This is a genomic window from Streptomyces sp. NPDC058646 (assembly GCF_042716875.1).
In the GTDB taxonomy this organism is placed as follows: domain Bacteria; phylum Actinomycetota; class Actinomycetes; order Streptomycetales; family Streptomycetaceae; genus Streptomyces.
On the sequence record NZ_JBHXRK010000019.1, the window covers coordinates 100,221 to 117,527 of the forward strand.

Annotated in this window: 20 protein-coding genes and 1 pseudogene; 6 read left to right on the forward strand and 15 right to left on the reverse strand. The window is 70.8% G+C overall.

Going from position 1 to position 17,307, the window contains the following annotated elements; translation table 11 throughout:
- Window positions 1-122 precede the first annotated feature (122 nt).
- Window positions 123-1,286 carry an aminofutalosine synthase MqnE gene (gene mqnE / locus ACFWUZ_RS23310; protein WP_384376016.1) on the reverse strand — a complete coding sequence of 388 codons (1,164 nt, stop codon included), beginning with the start codon at window positions 1,284-1,286 and terminating at the stop codon, window positions 123-125.
- Between the two features lie 77 nt (window positions 1,287-1,363).
- Window positions 1,364-1,819 carry an Lrp/AsnC family transcriptional regulator gene (locus ACFWUZ_RS23315; RefSeq protein ID WP_136216558.1) on the reverse strand — a complete coding sequence of 152 codons (456 nt, stop codon included), beginning with the start codon at window positions 1,817-1,819 and terminating at the stop codon, window positions 1,364-1,366.
- A 122-nt stretch (window positions 1,820-1,941) separates the two neighbouring features.
- Here ACFWUZ_RS23315 and ACFWUZ_RS23320 point away from each other — a divergent pair, with 122 nt between their 5' ends.
- Window positions 1,942-2,076: a hypothetical protein gene (locus ACFWUZ_RS23320; RefSeq protein ID WP_384376210.1), complete on the forward strand. Its 135-nt coding sequence runs from the start codon at window positions 1,942-1,944 to the stop codon at window positions 2,074-2,076.
- Here the strand turns inward: ACFWUZ_RS23320 and ACFWUZ_RS23325 are convergent.
- Window positions 2,073-2,786 (reverse strand): UbiX family flavin prenyltransferase, encoded by a 714-nt coding sequence (locus ACFWUZ_RS23325; protein ID WP_384376019.1) that lies wholly within the window; start codon window positions 2,784-2,786, stop codon window positions 2,073-2,075. The genes ACFWUZ_RS23320 and ACFWUZ_RS23325 overlap by 4 nt on opposite strands.
- 86 nt (window positions 2,787-2,872) lie before the next feature.
- Between ACFWUZ_RS23325 and ACFWUZ_RS23330 the strand changes: the two genes are divergently transcribed.
- Complete coding sequence (locus ACFWUZ_RS23330) at window positions 2,873-3,484, forward strand: rhomboid family intramembrane serine protease (RefSeq protein ID WP_384376022.1); 612 nt, start codon at window positions 2,873-2,875, stop codon at window positions 3,482-3,484.
- Here ACFWUZ_RS23330 and mqnP read toward each other — a convergent pair.
- The 3 genes from mqnP to ACFWUZ_RS23345 all read right to left on the reverse strand — a co-directional run bounded on the left by mqnP (window position 3,481) and on the right by ACFWUZ_RS23345 (window position 6,384).
- Window positions 3,481-4,401 carry a menaquinone biosynthesis prenyltransferase MqnP gene (gene mqnP, locus ACFWUZ_RS23335; RefSeq protein ID WP_384376198.1) on the reverse strand — a complete coding sequence of 307 codons (921 nt, stop codon included), beginning with the start codon at window positions 4,399-4,401 and terminating at the stop codon, window positions 3,481-3,483. The two genes, ACFWUZ_RS23330 and mqnP, sit on opposite strands and share 4 nt — an antisense overlap.
- Before the next feature lie 64 nt (window positions 4,402-4,465).
- On the reverse strand, window positions 4,466-4,933 hold the full coding sequence (locus ACFWUZ_RS23340; RefSeq protein WP_384376026.1) for a hypothetical protein: 468 nt from the start codon (window positions 4,931-4,933) through the stop codon (window positions 4,466-4,468).
- The gene (locus ACFWUZ_RS23345) at window positions 4,930-6,384 is read right to left on the reverse strand and encodes a menaquinone biosynthesis decarboxylase (protein ID WP_384376029.1); all 1,455 of its coding nucleotides are present in this window, start codon (window positions 6,382-6,384) and stop codon (window positions 4,930-4,932) included. Before ACFWUZ_RS23345 ends, ACFWUZ_RS23340 begins: the two co-directional genes overlap by 4 nt.
- Before the next feature lie 88 nt (window positions 6,385-6,472).
- Here ACFWUZ_RS23345 and ACFWUZ_RS23350 point away from each other — a divergent pair, with 88 nt between their 5' ends.
- On the forward strand, window positions 6,473-6,790 hold the full coding sequence (locus tag ACFWUZ_RS23350; protein WP_384376032.1) for a PLD nuclease N-terminal domain-containing protein: 318 nt from the start codon (window positions 6,473-6,475) through the stop codon (window positions 6,788-6,790).
- A gap of 33 nt (window positions 6,791-6,823) precedes the next feature.
- Here ACFWUZ_RS23350 and ACFWUZ_RS23355 read toward each other — a convergent pair whose 3' ends face one another.
- Window positions 6,824-7,198 (reverse strand): cupin domain-containing protein, encoded by a 375-nt coding sequence (locus tag ACFWUZ_RS23355; protein ID WP_384376035.1) that lies wholly within the window; start codon window positions 7,196-7,198, stop codon window positions 6,824-6,826.
- A gap of 139 nt (window positions 7,199-7,337) precedes the next feature.
- Between ACFWUZ_RS23355 and ACFWUZ_RS23360 the strand changes: the two genes are divergently transcribed.
- The gene (locus ACFWUZ_RS23360; protein ID WP_384376038.1) at window positions 7,338-7,802 is read left to right on the forward strand and encodes a MarR family winged helix-turn-helix transcriptional regulator; all 465 of its coding nucleotides are present in this window, start codon (window positions 7,338-7,340) and stop codon (window positions 7,800-7,802) included.
- Window positions 7,803-7,824: 22 nt separating this feature from the next.
- Here ACFWUZ_RS23360 and ACFWUZ_RS23365 read toward each other — a convergent pair whose 3' ends face one another.
- From ACFWUZ_RS23365 to hemL, 8 genes are all read right to left on the reverse strand, one after another.
- Window positions 7,825-8,316, reverse strand: a complete 492-nt coding sequence (locus tag ACFWUZ_RS23365) for an SRPBCC domain-containing protein (protein ID WP_384376042.1) — start codon at window positions 8,314-8,316, stop codon at window positions 7,825-7,827.
- A 25-nt stretch (window positions 8,317-8,341) separates the two neighbouring features.
- Window positions 8,342-9,424 carry a c-type cytochrome biogenesis protein CcsB gene (gene ccsB, locus ACFWUZ_RS23370; RefSeq protein WP_384376045.1) on the reverse strand — a complete coding sequence of 361 codons (1,083 nt, stop codon included), beginning with the start codon at window positions 9,422-9,424 and terminating at the stop codon, window positions 8,342-8,344.
- Window positions 9,421-11,208 carry a cytochrome c biogenesis protein ResB gene (locus tag ACFWUZ_RS23375; RefSeq protein ID WP_384376048.1) on the reverse strand — a complete coding sequence of 596 codons (1,788 nt, stop codon included), beginning with the start codon at window positions 11,206-11,208 and terminating at the stop codon, window positions 9,421-9,423. The genes ccsB and ACFWUZ_RS23375 overlap by 4 nt, the downstream gene beginning before the upstream one ends.
- 13 nt (window positions 11,209-11,221) lie before the next feature.
- Window positions 11,222-12,007, reverse strand: coding sequence for a cytochrome c biogenesis CcdA family protein (locus ACFWUZ_RS23380; protein WP_384376051.1), 786 nt, complete (start codon window positions 12,005-12,007; stop codon window positions 11,222-11,224).
- A gap of 4 nt (window positions 12,008-12,011) precedes the next feature.
- The gene (locus ACFWUZ_RS23385; RefSeq protein ID WP_384376055.1) at window positions 12,012-12,641 is read right to left on the reverse strand and encodes a TlpA family protein disulfide reductase; all 630 of its coding nucleotides are present in this window, start codon (window positions 12,639-12,641) and stop codon (window positions 12,012-12,014) included.
- An 88-nt stretch (window positions 12,642-12,729) separates the two neighbouring features.
- Window positions 12,730-13,959 carry a hypothetical protein gene (locus ACFWUZ_RS23390; protein ID WP_384376058.1) on the reverse strand — a complete coding sequence of 410 codons (1,230 nt, stop codon included), beginning with the start codon at window positions 13,957-13,959 and terminating at the stop codon, window positions 12,730-12,732.
- A 176-nt stretch (window positions 13,960-14,135) separates the two neighbouring features.
- Window positions 14,136-14,879, reverse strand: a complete 744-nt coding sequence (locus tag ACFWUZ_RS23395) for a histidine phosphatase family protein (RefSeq protein ID WP_384376061.1) — start codon at window positions 14,877-14,879, stop codon at window positions 14,136-14,138.
- On the reverse strand, window positions 14,876-16,198 hold the full coding sequence (gene hemL / locus ACFWUZ_RS23400) for a glutamate-1-semialdehyde 2,1-aminomutase (protein ID WP_384376064.1): 1,323 nt from the start codon (window positions 16,196-16,198) through the stop codon (window positions 14,876-14,878). The genes ACFWUZ_RS23395 and hemL overlap by 4 nt, the downstream gene beginning before the upstream one ends.
- Before the next feature lie 295 nt (window positions 16,199-16,493).
- Here hemL and ACFWUZ_RS23405 point away from each other — a divergent pair, with 295 nt between their 5' ends.
- Together ACFWUZ_RS23405 and ACFWUZ_RS23410 are read left to right on the forward strand one after the other, a co-directional pair.
- On the forward strand, window positions 16,494-16,931 hold the full coding sequence (locus ACFWUZ_RS23405) for a hypothetical protein (RefSeq protein ID WP_031145102.1): 438 nt from the start codon (window positions 16,494-16,496) through the stop codon (window positions 16,929-16,931).
- A 233-nt stretch (window positions 16,932-17,164) separates the two neighbouring features.
- A pseudogene (locus ACFWUZ_RS23410) lies at window positions 17,165-17,299 on the forward strand (NmrA family NAD(P)-binding protein); the annotation flags it as partial.
- Window positions 17,300-17,307 lie beyond the last annotated feature (8 nt).

Genomic DNA, 17,307 nt, shown 5'->3' on the forward strand with positions numbered 1-17,307 from the left:
AGCCATTACCAGCACCTGTGGGCAACGCGCTTTCACCCCCCGGACGGACGCCGCACCGGGCACGCCGGAGCCCCGGTCCGCCAAGGGCGGGCCGGGGCTCCGAAAACGTCTGCGACGGGGTGTCAGACGCGCATGGCCTGCGGGGTCTCGCGCAGCCCGGCGTCGGGACCCGGGTACTCGCGGATGATCTCGTACCGCGTGTTGCGCTCCACCGGGCGGAAGCCCGCGTCGCGGATCAGCTCCAGCAGGTCGTCACGGCCCAGCTTGTCCGGCGTGCCGTAGTTGTCCGCGTCGTGCGTGATCTTGTACTCGACGACCGAGCCGTCCATGTCGTCCGCGCCGTACTGCAGCGCCAGCTGGGCGGTCTGCACGCCGTGCATCACCCAGAACACCTTCACGTGCGGCACGTTGTCGAACAGCAGTCGCGACACGGCGAAGGTCTTGAGCGCTTCCGCGCCCGTCGCCATCGACGTCCGCGCCTGGAGCTTGTTGCGGACCTTCCCGTCCTTCATGTCCACGAAGTCGTGCTGGTACCGCAGCGGGATGAACACCTGGAACCCGCCGGTCTCGTCCTGCAGCTCACGCAGGCGCAGGACGTGGTCCACCCGGTGACGCGGCTCCTCGATGTGCCCGTAGAGCATGGTCGAGGGGGTCTTGATGCCCTTCGCGTGCGCCAGGCGGTGGATCCGCGACCAGTCCTCCCAGTGCGTGCGGTGGTCCACGATGTGCTGGCGCACCTCCCAGTCGAAGATCTCCGCACCGCCGCCCGTCAGCGATTCCAGCCCCGCCTCGATCAGCTCGTCCAGGATGTCCGAGGCGGACATCCCCGAGATCGTCTCGAAGTGGTGGATCTCCGTCGCGGTGAACGCCTTCAGCGAGACGTCCGGCAGCGCCTTCTTCAGCTCCGACAGCGAACGCGGGTAGTACCGCCACGGCAGGTTCGGGTGCAGGCCGTTGACGATGTGCAGCTCGGTGAGGTTCTCGTTCTCCATGGCCTTCGCCAGGCGGACGGCCTCCTCGATCCGCATCGTGTAGGCGTCCTTCTCCCCCGGCTTGCGCTGGAAGGAGCAGTACGCGCACGAAGCGGTGCACACGTTCGTCATGTTCAGGTGACGGTTCACGTTGAAGTGGACGACGTCACCGTTCATGCGCGTCCGCACCTCGTGGGCAAGGCCACCGAGCCACGCCAGGTCGTCCGACTCGTAGAGGGCGATACCGTCCTCGCGCGTCAGCCGCTCACCGGAACGGACCTTCTCCTCCAGCTCGCGCTTCAGCCCAGCGTCCATACCGGTGGCCAGCCTTCCTCTGTGTCTTCGTGTCCCGCAGTACGGTCCTGCTGCCTGCGACCCGACCAACCGTACTCTCAGCCCTCCTCGGGCAGTTCCCCGACCCGGTTCTCCCACTTCGTGGAGAGCACGATCGTGGTGCGGGTGCGCGAGACGCCCTTGGTGCCCGAGAGCTTGCGGATGATCTTCTCCAGCCCGTCCACGTCGCTCGCGCGGACCTTGAGCATGAAGGAGTCGTCCCCGGCGATGAACCAGCAGTCCTCGATCTCCGCGAGGTCGCGCAGCCGCCGCGCCACGTCCTCGTGGTCCGCCGCGTCGGAGAGGGAGATGCCGATCAGCGCCGTGACGCCGAGACCGAGCGAGGCCGCGTCGACGGTCGCCCGGTAACCGGTGATGACGCCGGCCGTCTCGAGACGGTTGATCCGGTCGGTGACGCTGGGGCCGGAGAGGCCCACGAGACGGCCCAGTTCCGCGTACGAGGCACGGCCGTTCTCCCGGAGTGCCTGGATGAGCTGCCTGTCCACCGTGTCCATTTACGTGGAGCCTTCCATTATTCGGCGATCCTGCAAGTCTAGGTATAGAATCTAAGGCACGCAGGGTCAACACCCTGTGAATCTTTCAACAGATCAATGACGATCTTCAGGAGTGGTTCACCGTGTACACGATCGAGATGGCCTACGCACACATGCGACAGCTCCAGGAGCTGGCCAACCGATCCCGTGCCCACCAGCCCGCCGCCGCGCAGCGCGTGGACCGGGCCCGCAAGCGGCTGACCGGCAAGAAGGCCTAGTCACCACTGCGTTCCCCCTCGCGGGGACGCGGGCCCTCGGGCCCGCCGTCCCGCCTCGCCGCACCGAGCTCCCCGTCCCAGCGGCGGTACAGCCGGTGCGACACCCCGGCCGCGTCCAGCACGCGGCCCGCGACGAAATCCACCAGATCCTGGATGTGCGTCGCCCCCGCGTAGAACGCCGGAGAGGCGGGCAGCACGACCGCGCCCGCCTCGTCCAGCGCCACCAGGTGCTTCAGCGTCTGCCCGTTCAGCGGGGTCTCCCGCACGGCGACCACCAGCGGGCGCCGCTCCTTGAGCGTCACGCTCGCCACGCGCTGGAGCAGGTCCTTCGACAGTCCCAGCGCCACCCCCGCCACGCAGGCCGTGGACGCGGGCACGACGAGCATCCCCTTGGCGGGGTACGAGCCCGAACTCGGGCCTGCCCCCAGGTCCCCGGCCCCCCAGTACCGCACGTCACCCGTGGGCGTCGCGAAGGTCCCCGGCTTGCCGTCGGCGCCACGGGCCAGCCACTCCGCCAGGTCGTCGCGCCAGTGCGCGTCGCGGAAGGCGATCCCGGTCTCGTCCAGCAGGGTGAGCCGCGAGGCCCGGCTGACCACCAGGTCCACACTTTCCCCCGCGGCCAGCAGTCCGCGGAGCACCGCCGCCGCGTACGCCGTCCCGGACGCCCCGGAAACCCCGACCACCCACGGGGTGCGCTTGCGCTCAGTCATACCTCCGAGACTATCCGGCCACCCCGGGCGGGCACTCGGTAAGGTCCCAGGACGTTCCCACGACGGGACGGCACGAGGGGGAGAAGATGAGCACGACGACGGACGAGGGCTGGACCCGGACGGACCGGGCCAAGGCCGCAGCGCAACTGATGGTGGGCTGGATCGCCCTGCTCTGGCTGATCGAGGCGGTCGACCTCGCCACCGGCCACGCCCTGGACCCGTACGGGATCAGCCCGCGCGACCCCGACCGGCTGGCCGGCATCGTCGCCCACCCGTTCCTGCACTTCGGCTTCGGCCACGTGGCCTCCAACAGCTTCCCGCTGTTCGTCCTCGGGTTCGTCACCGCCCTCAGCGGCATCCGGCGCTTCCTCACGGTGAGCGGGCTGATCTGCCTCGCGGTCGGCGTGGGCTCCTGGCTGGTCGCCCCGCCCCACACCCTCGGAGCCGGCGCCTCGGGCCTGGTCTTCGGCCTCTTCGGGTACGTGGTGGTCCGCGGCTTCGTCGAGCGCAGCGTCCTGGGCATCGCGGTGGGCCTGACGGCCGCCGCCTACTGGGGCGGCTCGTTCCTCCTCGGCGTGGTGCCGACAGACTCCGGGGTGGGCTGGTACGCCCACCTCATCGGCCTCGTCGCGGGCGTGCTGACCGCCCTGTTCTTCCGCCGCCCGGTCCGCCGGCCGCTCCGCCGCGTCGGCGCCTAGAAGGTCAGGCCCCGAAGCGCCAGGTCCAGCAGGGCGCACACGAAGAGGGCGATGCCGATGAAGCCGTTGACCGTGAAGAAGGCCCGGTTCAGCCGGGACAGGTCGTGCGGCTTCACGATGGTGTGCTCGTAGCAGAAGGCCGCGGCGACGATCACCAGGCCCGTCCAGAACAGCGCACCCGCGTCCGTGGCGAGGGCGTACCAGACCAGCAGGGCCGTGGTCACGGCGTGCGCGCCGCGGGCGCCCCACAGGGCGGCCGGGACGCCGAAGCGGGCCGGGACGGACTTCACGCCCTCCGCCCGGTCCGCGGCGACGTCCTGCGAGCCGAAGATCAGGTCGAAGCCGCCGATCCACACGCCCACCGCGAGGCCGAGGACGACCGCGTCCCAGGACCACTCACCGGTGACCGCCAGCCAGGCCCCGACCGGGCCGATCGCCTGGGCCAGGCCCAGGATGGCGTGCGGGAAGTTCGTGAACCGCTTGCCGTACGGGTACACCACCATCGGGACGACCGCGAGGGGCGCCAGCATCAGGCAGAGCGGATTGAGCAGCGCCGCCGAGCCGAGGAAGAAGAGGAGCGCGATCCCGGCCCCGGTCCAGGCGGAGCGCACCGACACCGCCCCGGTGACCAGTTCGCGGCCGGCCGTGCGCGGGTTGCGGGAGTCGATCTCGCGGTCGATGATCCGGTTCGCGGCCATCGCGAAGGTCCGCAGCCCGACCATGCAGACGGTGACGAGGGCCAGCTTGCCCCAGTGGACGTTCCGGTCGAGCTGGAACATCGCGGTGAGCGCGGCGATGTAGGCGAAGGGCAGCGCGAAGACCGAGTGCTCGATCATCACGAGCCGCAGGAAGGCCTTGATCTTCCCACTGGCCTGCGGCGCGGGCCCGGGCCCGACCACTTCGTCGGCGGTGGTCATCATGCGAGGTCCCTCCGGGGGGCTTCGATGCGGGTCGGGCGGTCGTCCGGGGCGACGGCGCCGCTCATGCCAGGCTCCCGCGGAAGGCTTCGAGGTCGGCCAGCAGGGTGGCGGTGGGGATCGTGCCCGTCTGCAGGGAGACCGTGGGCGCCCCCTCGGGCTCGGGCGGGGTGGCGTGTGCCGTGAACACGTAGCCCTCGCCCTCCGGGCGGCCGTCGAGGCGGAGCACGGCGCCGGCCTCGACGGTGAACGGGCCGCCGACGCCCAGGGCGGCCTGCAGCCGCTCCGCGAAGTCGTCGACCTCGGCGTCGCGCAGACCGGGCAGCTCGAAGCCGCCGTCGCACTCGAAGTCGTCGTCCAGCACCAGGGCCCACACGTTGCCCGGGCCCGCGAACTCCTCGGCCGTGACTCCCGCCCGTTCGGCTGCCGCCCGCACGCCCGCGTCCGCCGGGTCGAGTTCCGGGCGGACGAGGAGCACGAACGTCGTGTCGCCGCCGATGAACAGCGCCGGGCCACCCATCACGTCACTCACAGGCCGTACTCCTTCCAGCGGCGGTCCACGAGGGCCGCGGTCGCCGGGTCGGACTCGACCATGTCGGGCCAGCCGCCGTCGCGGGTGTAGCCCTCCTCGGGGAGCTTCTTCGTGGCGTCGATGCCCGCCTTGCCGCCCCAGAACTGCTGGTACGAGGCGTGGTCCAGGTGGTCGACCGGGCCCTCGACGACCGTGAGGTCGCGGGAGTAGTCCGTGTTCCCCAGCGCCCGCCAGGAGACCTCGTGCAGGTCGTGGACGTCGCAGTCGGAGTCCACCACGATGATCAGCTTGGTCAGCGACATCATGTGCGCGCCCCAGATGGCGTGCATGACCTTCTGTGCGTGCTTGGGGTACTTCTTGTCGATCGACACGATCGCGCAGTTGTGGAAGCCGCCCGACTCCGGCAGGTGGTAGTCCACGATGTCCGGGACGATGATCTTCAGCAGGGGCAGGAAGAAGCGTTCCGTCGCGCGGCCCAGCGGGCCGTCCTCCGTCGGCGGCCGGCCGACGACGATCGACTGGAGCAGCGGGCGCTTGCGCATGGTCACGCAGTCGATCTTCAGCGCGGGGAACGGCTCCTGCGGGGTGTAGAAGCCCGTGTGGTCGCCGAAGGGGCCCTCCGGGAGCGTCTCGCCGGGCTCCAGCCAGCCCTCGATCACGACCTCCGCGTGGGCCGGGACCTGGAGCGGGACGGTCTTGCAGTCGACCATCTCGATCCGCTTGCCCGCGACGAAGCCGGCGAAGAGGTACTCGTCGATGTCGCCGGGCAGCGGCGCGGTGGACGCGTACGTCACTGCGGGCGGGCAGCCGAAGGCGATGGCGACCGGCAGCCGTTCGCCGCGCTTGGCGGCGACCGCGTAGTGGTTGCGGCTGTCCTTGTGGATCTGCCAGTGCATGCCGATGGTGCGCTTGTCGTGCCGCTGGAGCCGGTAGAGCCCGAGGTTGCGCACGCCCGTCTCGGGGTGCTTGGTGTGGGTCAGGCCCAGGTTGAAGAAGGAGCCGCCGTCCTTGGGCCAGGTGAAGAGGGCCGGCAGCCGGTCGAGGTCCACGTCGTCGCCGGTGAGGACGACCTCCTGGACCGGCGCCTCGCCCTTGATCTTCTTCGGCGGCACGTGGACCATCGAGCCGAGCTTGCCGAAGGCCTCGCGGACGCCGATGAACCCCTGCGGCAGCTCCGGCTTCAGCAGGCCGCCGATCTTCTCGCTGATCTCGGCGTACGACGTGAGGCCCAGGGCCTTCAGGAGTCGGCGGTCGGTCCCGAAGACGTTCATGGCCAGCGGCATCGCCGAGCCCTTGACGTTCTCGAAGAGGAGGGCCGGGCCGCCCGCCTTGTTCACCCGGTCCACGATCTCGCCGATCTCGAGGTGCGGATCGACTTCGGCCTTGATGCGCTTGAGGTCGCCCTCCCGCTCCAGGGCCCGGAGCAGCGAGCGGAGATCGTCGTAAGCCATAGGGGTCAGTATCCGTCACCAACTACGCTGGAAGCGTCACCGGGCCCCTTGCGGGCCGCCGCCACTGCCTGGGAGTCGGTCCCGCACCGTGCTGCGCTATCTGCCGTTCCTGCTGATCATCGGGCTGACCATCTACGCCTTCATCGACTGCCTGAACACCCCCGAGGAAGAGGTGAAGCACCTTCCCAAAGTGGTCTGGGTGATCATCATCCTGCTCTTCTCCATCGTCGGGCCGGTCGTCTGGCTGTTCGCCGGCAAGCAGCGCACCCTCGCGGCGGGACGCGGGGGCGGTGGCGGCCGGGCGCGCCGCACGCAGTGGGTGGCGCCCGACGACAACCCGGACTTCCTGAAGTCCCTCAAGGACGAGCAGGACGGCAAGGACAAGGACAAGGGCGACCAGCCCTAGGGATGTCCTGCCCCGGTGAGCCGGCCGGCGGGGTCACTGCGCCCAGGGCAGGACGCGGGTGCCTTCGGTCCCGGGGACCGCGGCCACCCCGTCCGCACGCATCGCGACGTACGCCTCGGCGGCCTCGGGTGCGTGCACCCGGCGGACCCCGTCGGGGGGCAGGAGCAGGGTCTGGCCGGCGGTGACCTTCTCGGTGCGGCCGCCGTCCCAGGTGATCTCCAGGGAGCCGGCCGTGAGCATCCAGACCTGCTCGCGGCTGACGCTGTGGTCGGGGCCGGTGGCTCCGGCGGCCATGGAGACGTGCCAGGTGCTCAGCTCGGAGCTGCCCCGGCTGGGGGCGGCGAGTCCGGTCATGGTGGCGGCCGGGGAGACGGTGACGTGCTCGGGGGCGGTGGTGATGACGTGCAAGGGGGTCCTCGTTCCTGGTGCGGGGATGCGGGCGCGGGGATGCGGCGGCACGGCACGCCACGGCGCGACCGAGAAAGGCAAGCTGCTTTACTCGCGGATTGAGTAAAGCAGCTTGCCTTGCCCGTGTCACCATGTTTCCGTGACCCGCTACGAAGAGGACCGCATCGAGCTGGCCTTCCTGCTCGGCCAGGGCTTCCAGCTGCTGCTGGCCGAGTTCACCCGCCGGCTGGCCGAGGCCGGCCACGAGGGCCTGCGCCCCCTGCACGGCATGACCTTCCAGGTGCTCAAGGGCCCCGGCGCCACCGCCGTGGAGCTCGCCGAACGGCTGGGGGTCACCAAGCAGGCCGCGGGGCAGATCGTCGACGACCTGGAGAAGCGCGGCTACGTCCGGCGCACGCCGCATCCCGAGGGCGGCCGGCGCAAGCTGGTGGTGCTGACCGCCGCGGCCGAGGACCACCTCGTCGCGGCGGGCCGGATCCTGCACGAGCTGGAGGCCGAACTCGGCCGCTCCGCGGACCTCGGCGTCCTGCGCGCGGAGCTCGGCCGCGTCGTACGGGCCCTGCACGGAGAGGGCCCGCTGCCCCCGCTGCGCCCGGTCTGGTGATCCCGCCGCGTGCCGTGGCCGGTCAGGCCGCGTAGGCGGACCGGAGCTCCGCCCAGCGGGTGTCCGTCCAGGCGGCCCAGTCCGCCGGGTGCCCGGCCAGCGCCGACTCCAGGAGTTCGAAGTGGGCGTGCCAGCCCGCCAGGCAGTCGAGGCGCTCGGCATCGGAGCCGCCGCGTTCGTTGAGGAAGCGGATCACCGTCGAGTCCGTCCCCACGCGCTCCAGGTGGAAGCGGATCCGCTCGTGCTCGGCGACCGTGTACTCCACGACCCGCTCGACGTCCCAGGCGGTGACGTGCCCCCGGTACGTCGAGCCGTTGTTGAGACAGCGCAGGGTGACCGCCCCGCCGAGCCTGCGTTCCAGGACGTCGGCGGCGGCCAGCCAGCCGCGCAGCCCGTCCGGCGTGGTCAGCGCGGTCCACAGCACGTCGTCGGGGTGGGGCAGGTGCACTTCGAAGCGGAGCGACCAGCGGTCCTCGCCGTGGTGCTCACTGGTGGCATGGCTCACAGGAGACATGCCACCAGCGTCCCACTCCCGCGGGTCAGACGCCCGAGTAGGAGTGCAGGCCGTTGAGGACCATGTTCACGCCGTAGTAGTTCCAGATCCAGCAGGCGAAGGCGAAGAGCGCGAGGTAGGCGGCCTTGCGGCCCTTCCACCCGGCGGTGGCGCGGGCGTGCAGGTAGCAGGCGTATGCCACCCAGGTCACGAAGGACCAGACCTCCTTGGGGTCCCAGCCCCAGTAGCGGCCCCAGGCGTCTCCCGCCCAGATCGCGCCCGCGATGATCGTGAACGTCCACAGCGGGAAGACCGCCGCGTTGATCCGGTACGCGAACTTGTCCAGCGAGGCCGCCGAGGGCAGCCGTTCCATCACCGAGGTGCGGAACCGGCCCGGCGTGCGGCCCTGCTCCAGGTGGCGCTCGTAGCTGTCCCGGAACAGGTACAGGGCCGTGCCGGCCGCGCCGATGTAGAAGACCGCGCCGCAGAAGATCGCGGTGGAGACGTGGATGTACAGCCAGTACGAGTCCAGGGCCGGGACGAGCTGGTCACTGTCGGTGTACAGCACCTTGACGGCGATGCCCAGGTCCAGCAGGACGCTGGTGACGAGGATCAGGCCGAGCCAGCGGACGTTCTTCTTCAGGGCCAGCAGGGCCAGGTACGCGCCGACGGCCACCGTGGAGAAGGTGATCGAGAACTCGTACATGTTGCCCCAGGGGGCCCGCTGCACCGACATCGCGCGGGCGACGACGCCGCCCGCCTCGATGAGGAAGCCGAGCGCGGTCAGCGAGATCGCGATCCGCCCGTACAGGTCGCCCTGGACGGTGCCGCCGGCGGCACCGGGGCCGTCCGGGACGTCGCGGGTGCCGGCGGCGGAGCGGGTGACGACCTTCGGCTTGTCGAGGACGGCGGTGCCCCCGCCCTTCGTCCGCACCTGCACGGCGGGGGCGCCGGCGGCGGCGGTCGCCGTCAGGGCGGCGGCCGTACGGCCCACCTTGCTGCGGCTGCCGAAGACCCACTCGGCGATGTGGGCGAGGAAGGCGAGCGTGTAGACCGCCATCGACGAATAGATCAGGTAGTTGCTGATCTCAGCCAGGTTCTCGTTGGCTGCGGCTGCGAGCGGCGTCATCCGCGCTCTCCTTCTTCAGCTTCGACAGGTTGGGGCGCCGAGGGCGCCCGCTCGTGCAGGGCGGCGGCGAGCACCGCCAGCTCCTCCGGGAGCCTGGCGGACTCGCTGCGGCCGAGGCCCGCCATCTCGACGACGGTCACGCCGTCCTTGCCCGTCACCGCGCGGACCCAGATCCGGCGGCGCCGGATGAACAGGGACGCGGACAGACCGGCGATGGCGGCGACCGCCCCCACGAGCGCGAGGGTGTTGCCGGGCTGCTGGGACACCTGGAAGGTGGCCCACCGCTCGACGCCCTCGAACTTCACCGTGCCCGCACCGTCCGGCAGCGTCATCGTCTCGCCGGGCAGCAGCTTCTGCTTGAAGAGCTGGCCGTCGGCGTCCTTGAACTCCTTCATCTTGGCGGTGGTGAGCTGGTAGACGTTCTGCGGCAGCCCCGAGTCCACGCCCAGGCTGCCGTGGTAGGCGCTCAGGGCGAGGACGGGGAAGTCCAGGGCGGGGAACTGGGAGAGCATCGTGCCCTTGCCCTCGCCCGCGAAGGTCGGCACGAACATGGCGTTGAAGCCGAGCTGTTCCTTCTCCCCGCTCGCGTTGCGGTAGCCGTCCGTCACCTTGACGGCGCCCGAGGAGCTGAGGTTGTTGTCGAAGGGCAGCATCGGCACGGAGTCCCGGTACACGACCTTGCCGGTGGGGTCGGTCACCGAGACGACCGGGGCGTAGCCGTGGCCGAGCAGGTAGACCTTGGCGCCGTCCACCTGGAGGGGCCGGTTGACCTCGATCTCCGCCTTCTTGGGCGTGCCGTGCGCGCCTTCGCTGTAGGTGACGTACGCCTTGAACTCGCGGGCGGTGCCCTTCTGCGGGCCCGTCTTCTCGTACTCCGCGTCGAACCGGTCGAGCGTGAAGGAGAAGGGCGGCAGTTCGTCGGGGTCGAAGAGGCTGCCGGACTTGAAGTCGTCGTACTGGGTGAGCGTGTTCGCGAAGCCCTTGCCGCGCAGGACGAGCTTGCCGCCCTCGGACTTGAACAGCTGCCCGGTGGCGAAGGCGACGAGGAGCACGATCAGGGCGATGTGGAAGGCCAGGTTCCCGGCCTCGCGCAGATAGCCCTTCTCGGCGGCGACGGCGTTCCCGCCGGGCTCGGTGCGGAAGCGGCGGCCGCGCAGGAGCTGCCCCGCGGACGCGAGCACGTCCTCGGGGGCCTTCTCCGTACGCCACGTCGTGTACGCGGGCAGCCGGTCGAGGCGCCTGGGGGCGGCGGGCGGGCGGCCGCTGAGCTGGCCGACGAACTGCCAGGTCCGCGGCACGATGCAGCCGATCAGCGACACGAACAGCAGGATGTAGATCGCGGAGAACCACACCGAGCTGTAGACGTCGAAGAGCTGGAGCTTCTCGGCGACCGGCACCCAGAACGCGTGCTTGTCCTTCCACTCCGCCACCTTCATCGCGTCGACCTGGGTCTGCGGGATGAGGGAGCCGGGGATGGAGCCCAGCGAGAGGAGGAAGAGCAGGATCAGCGCCACCCGCATGGAGGTGAGCTGCCGCCAGAACCAGCGGGCCCAGCCGATCACGCCGATGCCGACGGGCGCGGTCGGGCTGTCCTCCAGCGGGGCGGTCGACAGCTGGGCGCCGGCCTCGCCGAGCGCGGGCTCCGGCTCGCGCCCCTGCCCGGCCTCGTGCGCCTGCTCCGGCTCGCGTCCGCCCTCGGGTCCGCGTTCGCCCTCGGGTCCGCGCTCGGCGGGGACCCCGGATCGCTGCGACGCCTCGGTGGACGCCTTGCCTGTCGTACTCATGTCCGTCAAGTCCTCAGATCCCCACCGTGAAGCCTTGGGTCCAGCCCTGCATGTCGCTGACGATGCTGTCCCACATTCCTGTGACGAGCAGGAGACCGGTGAGGACCAGCATGCCGCCGCCGATGCGCATCACCCATGCATAGTGCTTCTTCACCCAGCCGAATGCGCCGAGCGCCTTGCGGAAGGCGATCGCGGCGAGGATGAAGGGCAGCCCCAGACCGAGGCAGTAGGCCACGGTCAGCAGGGCGCCCCGGCCCGCGCTGGCCTGGTCGATCGAGAGGGTGCTGACGGCGGCGAGGGTCGGTCCCATGCAGGGGGTCCAGCCGACGCCGAAGAGCACTCCCAGCACGGGCGCGCCGAGCAGTCCGGCCGCAGGCTTGCGGTGGAAACGGAACTCCCGCATCGTCAGACCCGGGATCGCTCCCATGAAGAAGAGGCCGAGAAGGATCACCAGGCCGCCGAGGACCCGGGATATGACCGCCTTGTTGTCCTGGAGGGCCTCGCCGAAGTAGCCGAAGAGCGCTCCGGTGGAGACGAACACGGCGGTGAACCCGGCGATGAACAGGCTCGCGCCCGCCAGCATCCGGCCGCGCCGCGCCTCGGCGAGGTCGGCTCCGCTGATGCCGGTCACGTACGAGAGGTAGCCGGGCACCAGGGGGAGCACGCAGGGCGAGAAGAAGGAGACGAGCCCGGCCAGCACGGAGATGGGCAGGGCCAGCAGGAGGGCGCCGCTGAGGACGGTCGTGTTCACGCCGGCCGGTTCGGCGGCGAGGAGGAGCCCGGGGACCACGGTGACCACGGGGTCACTTCTCCGCGAGGAGGGGGTCGATCATCGAGCGCAGCTGCTCGTCGTTGACCGGGGCCAGGATGCGCGCGGCGATCCTGCCCTCCTTGTCGAGGACGATCGTGGAGGGGATGGCCTGCGGGTTGAGCGCGCCCTTGGGGAAGCGGAGCATCAGCTTGCCGTCGGGGTCGTAGAGGCTCGGGTAGGTGATCCCGTAGTTCTCTTCGAAGGCCAGCGCGTTCTGCTTGCTGTTGTCGCGGGTGTTGATCCCGACGAAGGAGACGTCCTGGCCGGCGTCGGCGAGTTCCTTGGAGACCTGCGCGAAGTACTTCGCCTCGGCGCGGCACGGCGGGCACCAGGAGCCCCACACGTTGAGGACGACGACCTTGCCCTTGAGGGCGGTGGTGTCGAGGGTCTTGCCGTCGACGGTCTCGCCGTCGAGCTTCGGGGCCTCGGTGCGCTCGCCGCGGGCGACGGTCGAGATGCCGCCCGGACCCGTCACGTAGTTGCCGCCCGCACTGCCGGAGGGCTTCTCGCCGTCCGAGCCGATGCAGGAGGTCAGGGTCAGGGCGCCCGCGACGGTCACTGCGGCCAGCAGGGTGGCGCGGCCACTGGTCGAGCGGCGGCGGGGGGCGCGGCTAAGGCTCATGTGAAAAGTTTCGCATGAGCGGTCCGTGGAATTGCCGCGCCCCCCGGAGGGGTGCGAAGCCCCTGGTCAGGGCCGGGCCGGTGCCGGATCAGGAGGCGGCGAGGTAGGTGGACCAGCCGCCGGCCGGCGGCCGGCCGGGCCCGAGGGCGCGGAGCCTGCCGAGCACGGCCGGGTCCTGGACGTCCAGCCAGTCCGTGAACTGCCGGAAGGATACGAGCCGTACGTCCCTTTTGTCCGCCATGCCCTTGAGGGCTTCCTCGACGGCGTCCATGTAGATGCCGCCGTTCCATTCCTCGAAGTGGTTGCCGATGAAGAGCGGGGCGCGGTTGGTCTCGTAGGCCCTGCGGAAGCCGCCGAGGTAGGTGGCGGTCGCCTGGGCGCGCCAGGCCGGATAGTGGGCGGGCACCCCCTTCGTGGTGTTCTTCGACTGGTTGGCGAGGATGTTGTAGTCCATGCTCAGCACCTCGAAGGAGTGCCCGGGGAAGGGCAGGGACTGCAGGGGCAGGTCCCAGACCCCCGAGATGCGCACCGGCCAGACCTGGAGGCCGCCGGGCGAGCTGGAGTCGTAGCGCCAGCCCAGGTTCTGCGCCGTCGGCAGCAGGGCGTCCCGGCCCAGGAGGCAGGGGGTGCGGGCGCCGGTCAGCTCCTTGCGGTAGTCGAAGGGCAGCGGGTCGAGGTCGGTGAAGCCGGTGTGGGTGCGCCAGTTGGTGACGAACGACACGGCCTGCTCGATCTCGTCCTCCCACTCCTCCGGCGTCCACCTGCCGACGGAACCGGCGCCGCCGCAGAAGTGCCCGTTGAAGTGGGTGCCTATCTCGTGGCCGTCGAGCCATGCCTGACGGACGTACGTCAGGGTCGAGCGGATGTTCTCGTCCTTGAGGTAGCCGATGTCCGAGGCCCCGACGGGGTTGTTCGGCGGCCGGTAGAGGCTCCGCTTCGACTCGGGCAGGAGGTAGATGCCGGAGAGGAAGAAGGTCATGGCCGCGCCGTGGTCCCTGGCCAGCTTCAGGAAGCGCGGGAAGAGGCCGTTGCCGACCTCTCCCGCGCCGTCCCAGCTGAAGACGACGAACTGCGGCGGCGTCTCACCCGGCTGGAGGGGCACGGGCTCGTCCGGCTGGTTGGGCTGCGGCCCCGTGTCGGCGGTGGAGCCGTCCCCGATGAGCCGGACGGGGGCCGCTCCGGGCTTCGTTCCGTTCACCGGCCCGGGCTCACCCGGGCCGGCGCCCCCGGGCCCGGCGCCGCAGCCCGCGATCCCCGCCGCGGCGGCAGCGGCGCCGAGTCCGAGCCCGAGCAGTCCTCTTCGACTGAAGTCGCGCATGTCACCGTCCCCGTCGTTCACTCGCGAAGCTCATGCCAAAGTCCATATAAACGGACAATCCGACATGACTTGCGGTACTAGAACGGTGATTCCCGTGCGACTTGTCTTTATTTAGGTAGAACCGTAACGATGCGTAACAGAGCGTGGATCACACCGGCGGAACGGACGGAACCCGATCAGGCGCCGAACGCCTTCGACTTGCCCTTCACCGGCTTCGCCCCGGCCAGCAGGTGCGCCGGAACCAGGTCCCGCGCCGGCTCGCTGTAGCCCACCGACACCAGCTTGTCCCCCTGGTAGGTGAAGGACGTCAGCGAGGCGAGCGTGCACTGACGCCGCCGCGGGTCGTGCCACAGCCGGCGCTTCTCCGCGAAGCTGCGCACGATCCAGATCGGCAGCTGGTGACTGACCGCCACCGCCTCGTGCCCGCGGGCCGCGTCGCGTGCCGCCTCCAGCGCGCCCATCATCCGGACGACCTGCTCGACGTACGGCTCGCCCCAGGACGGCTTGAACGGATTCGTCAGGTGCTTCCAGTTGCCCGGCTTGCGCAGCGCGCCGTCGCCCACGCCGAAGGTCTTGCCCTCGAAGACGTTCTCCGCCTCCAGCAGCCGCCGGTCCGTGGCCAGGTCCAGCCCGTGGGTCTTGGCGATCGGCGCGGCCGTCTCCTGCGCCCGCTCCAGCGGCGAGGCCACCACGTAGGTGACGTCCCGGCCCTCGAGGTGCTCGGCGACCCGGTCGGCCATCTGCCGGCCCAGCTCGGACAGGTGATAGCCCTCGCGGCGCCCGTAGAGGATCCCGTCCGGATTGTGCACCTCGCCGTGACGCACCAGGTGGACGACGGTGATCTCGGGCACCGGCGGGGAACCCGCGTCGGCGGGCACGCCGGGCAGGGCCGGGATGCCGGGGGTGTCGCTGCTGCTCATGCGGTGGCCTCCGCGGCCGCTCGGGCGGCGGCCGGAAGTGCCGCCGCGATCCGCTCGATCGCCCGCTCGTCGTGGGCGGTGGACACGAACCAGGACTCGAACGCGGACGGCGGCAGGTAGACGCCCTGCGCCAGCATCGAGTGGAAGAAGCCGTTGAAGCGGAAGCTCTCCTGCTTCTTGGCGTCGTCGTAGTTCTTGACCTCGTCCTCGGTGAAGAAGACGGAGAACATGTTGGACGCGGTCTGCAGCCGGTGCGCCACGCCTTCCTTGCGCAGCGCCTCGGTGACCAGCCCCTGGATCTCGGCCGACACCGCGTCGACCTTCTCGTACGCCGCGTCGTCCAGCAGACGCAGCTGCGCGAGACCGGCCGCGGTGGCGATCGGGTTCCCGGAGAGCGTGCCGGCCTGGTAGACCGGGCCGGCGGGCGCGAGGTGGCCCATGACGTCGGCACGCCCGCCGAACGCCGCGGCGGGGAAGCCGCCGCCCATGACCTTGCCGAAGGTCATCAGGTCGGGCTTGACCCCGTCGACGCCGTACCAGCCGGCCCGGGAGGTACGGAAACCGGTCATGACCTCGTCGGAGATGTACAGCGCGCCGTTCTCCCGGCACACGTCCGCGAGGCCCTGGTTGAACCCGGGCGCCGGGGTCACGACGCCCATGTTGCCGGGCGCGGCCTCCGTGATCACACAGGCGATCTCGCCGGGGTGCGCGGCGAAGGCGGCCCGTACCGCTTCGAGGTCGTTGTAGGGGAGCACGATCGTGTCCCCGGCCTGCGCGCCGGTCACCCCGGGGGTGTCGGGCAGGGCGAAGGTCGCCAGCCCGGAACCGGCGGCGGCCAGCAGCGCGTCCACGTGGCCGTGGTAGCAACCCGCGAACTTCACCACCTTGGCGCGGCCCGTGAAGCCGCGTGCCAGCCGGATCGCCGACATGGTGGCCTCCGTCCCGGACGAGACGAGCCTCACCTGCTCGACGGGCTCGACGCGCGCCACGATCTCCTCGGCGAGCGCGACCTCGCCCTCGCCCGGCGTGCCGAAGGACGTGCCGCGGGCGACGGCCGCCTGCACGGCCCCGATCACGACGGGGTGGGAATGGCCGAGGATCATCGGTCCCCACGAACACACGAGGTCGACGTACTCACGGCCGTCGGCATCGGTGAGGTACGGACCGGTGCCGGACACCATGAACCGGGGCGTACCGCCCACGGCACGGAAGGCACGCACCGGAGAGTTCACGCCGCCGGGGGTCACGAGGGAAGCGCGCTCGAAGAGCGTCTGCGAAACTGGGGCTTCATACGGGTACGGGTAGCTCACACCAGCCATGGTCTCAGAGGCCGCGACAGACTTGCGGACGGGCGTTTCACCGCGCCACCGCGGGGGAGGTCACTGCCATGATGATCAGGCTGCGTGGCGGGGGTCGCGGGGCCGGGGCAGGCAAGACCAGTCGGGTGGAGATATGCAACGCGGTGGTGGACCGGGCGAGGGTACCGACGGCCTGGACCCGCAGCGCGCCCGCGAGTCCCGCCGCCGGGGCAAGCACCGACGCGCCTCCGCCGAGGCGGCCGACGCGGTCCCGGGGCCCGCGCAGCCGCTGGACGGACTTCCCAGGGGTCGCGGCATGGGAGTGACGTACAAGTACTTCGGCGCCCCCGACGGCGCGACGGCGGCCCGGGTCCCGGTCACGATGCGGCCGGAGGAACTCGGCGGCGACGAGCTGGGCATGGGCGGCCTCTTCACCAAGATCAAGCCGGAGACGGTGGCCGCGATGGTCCTGACCGGCATCGAGGGCATACCCCTCCACAAGGTGCCCCCGCTGGAACTGGTCGTCCTCCACCCCGACTACGCCGTGGTCAAACTCCCGATGACGGTCGTCGACCCGCTCCGCGGGATCGGCGAGGAATCGGTGGGCGCTGCCGCCTTCATCTGGTCCACGGTCCCGGACCGCGGCGGCCCGCGCGACGCGTTCAACGTCTACCAGCTGCTCCACGAATGGCAGGACTTCTCCAACCGCCTCCACGAAGCGGGTCACCAGCCGTACTGCCTCGTCTGGCCCTGACGGGCACCGCCCCGACCCCGCCGGACAGCCCCGCCGGACAGCCCCGCCCCAGGGCTTCCCCTGGTCCCTCCCGGGCCCGCCCCAGCGCCCTTCCGCATCCGAACAGGTACGCGAGCGGGAATGCGGTGGAGCGGGCCGGTCACATCCGTCGTGCCCCGGACGTCAGGGAGGCAGCACGGCACGACGGACCACAGGACCGGGCCACCCCGGTCCTCCACCGGGGAGAAGAAGTCATGACCGCACCCATCGTGGTCACCGGCGGCACCGGCACGCTCGGCACCCACGTCGTCCCCCTCCTGCGGCCGGCCGGCCATGACGTTCGCGTCCTGTGCCGGACCCCGCGCGAGAACGCCACCGGCATCGAGTACGCCGCCGT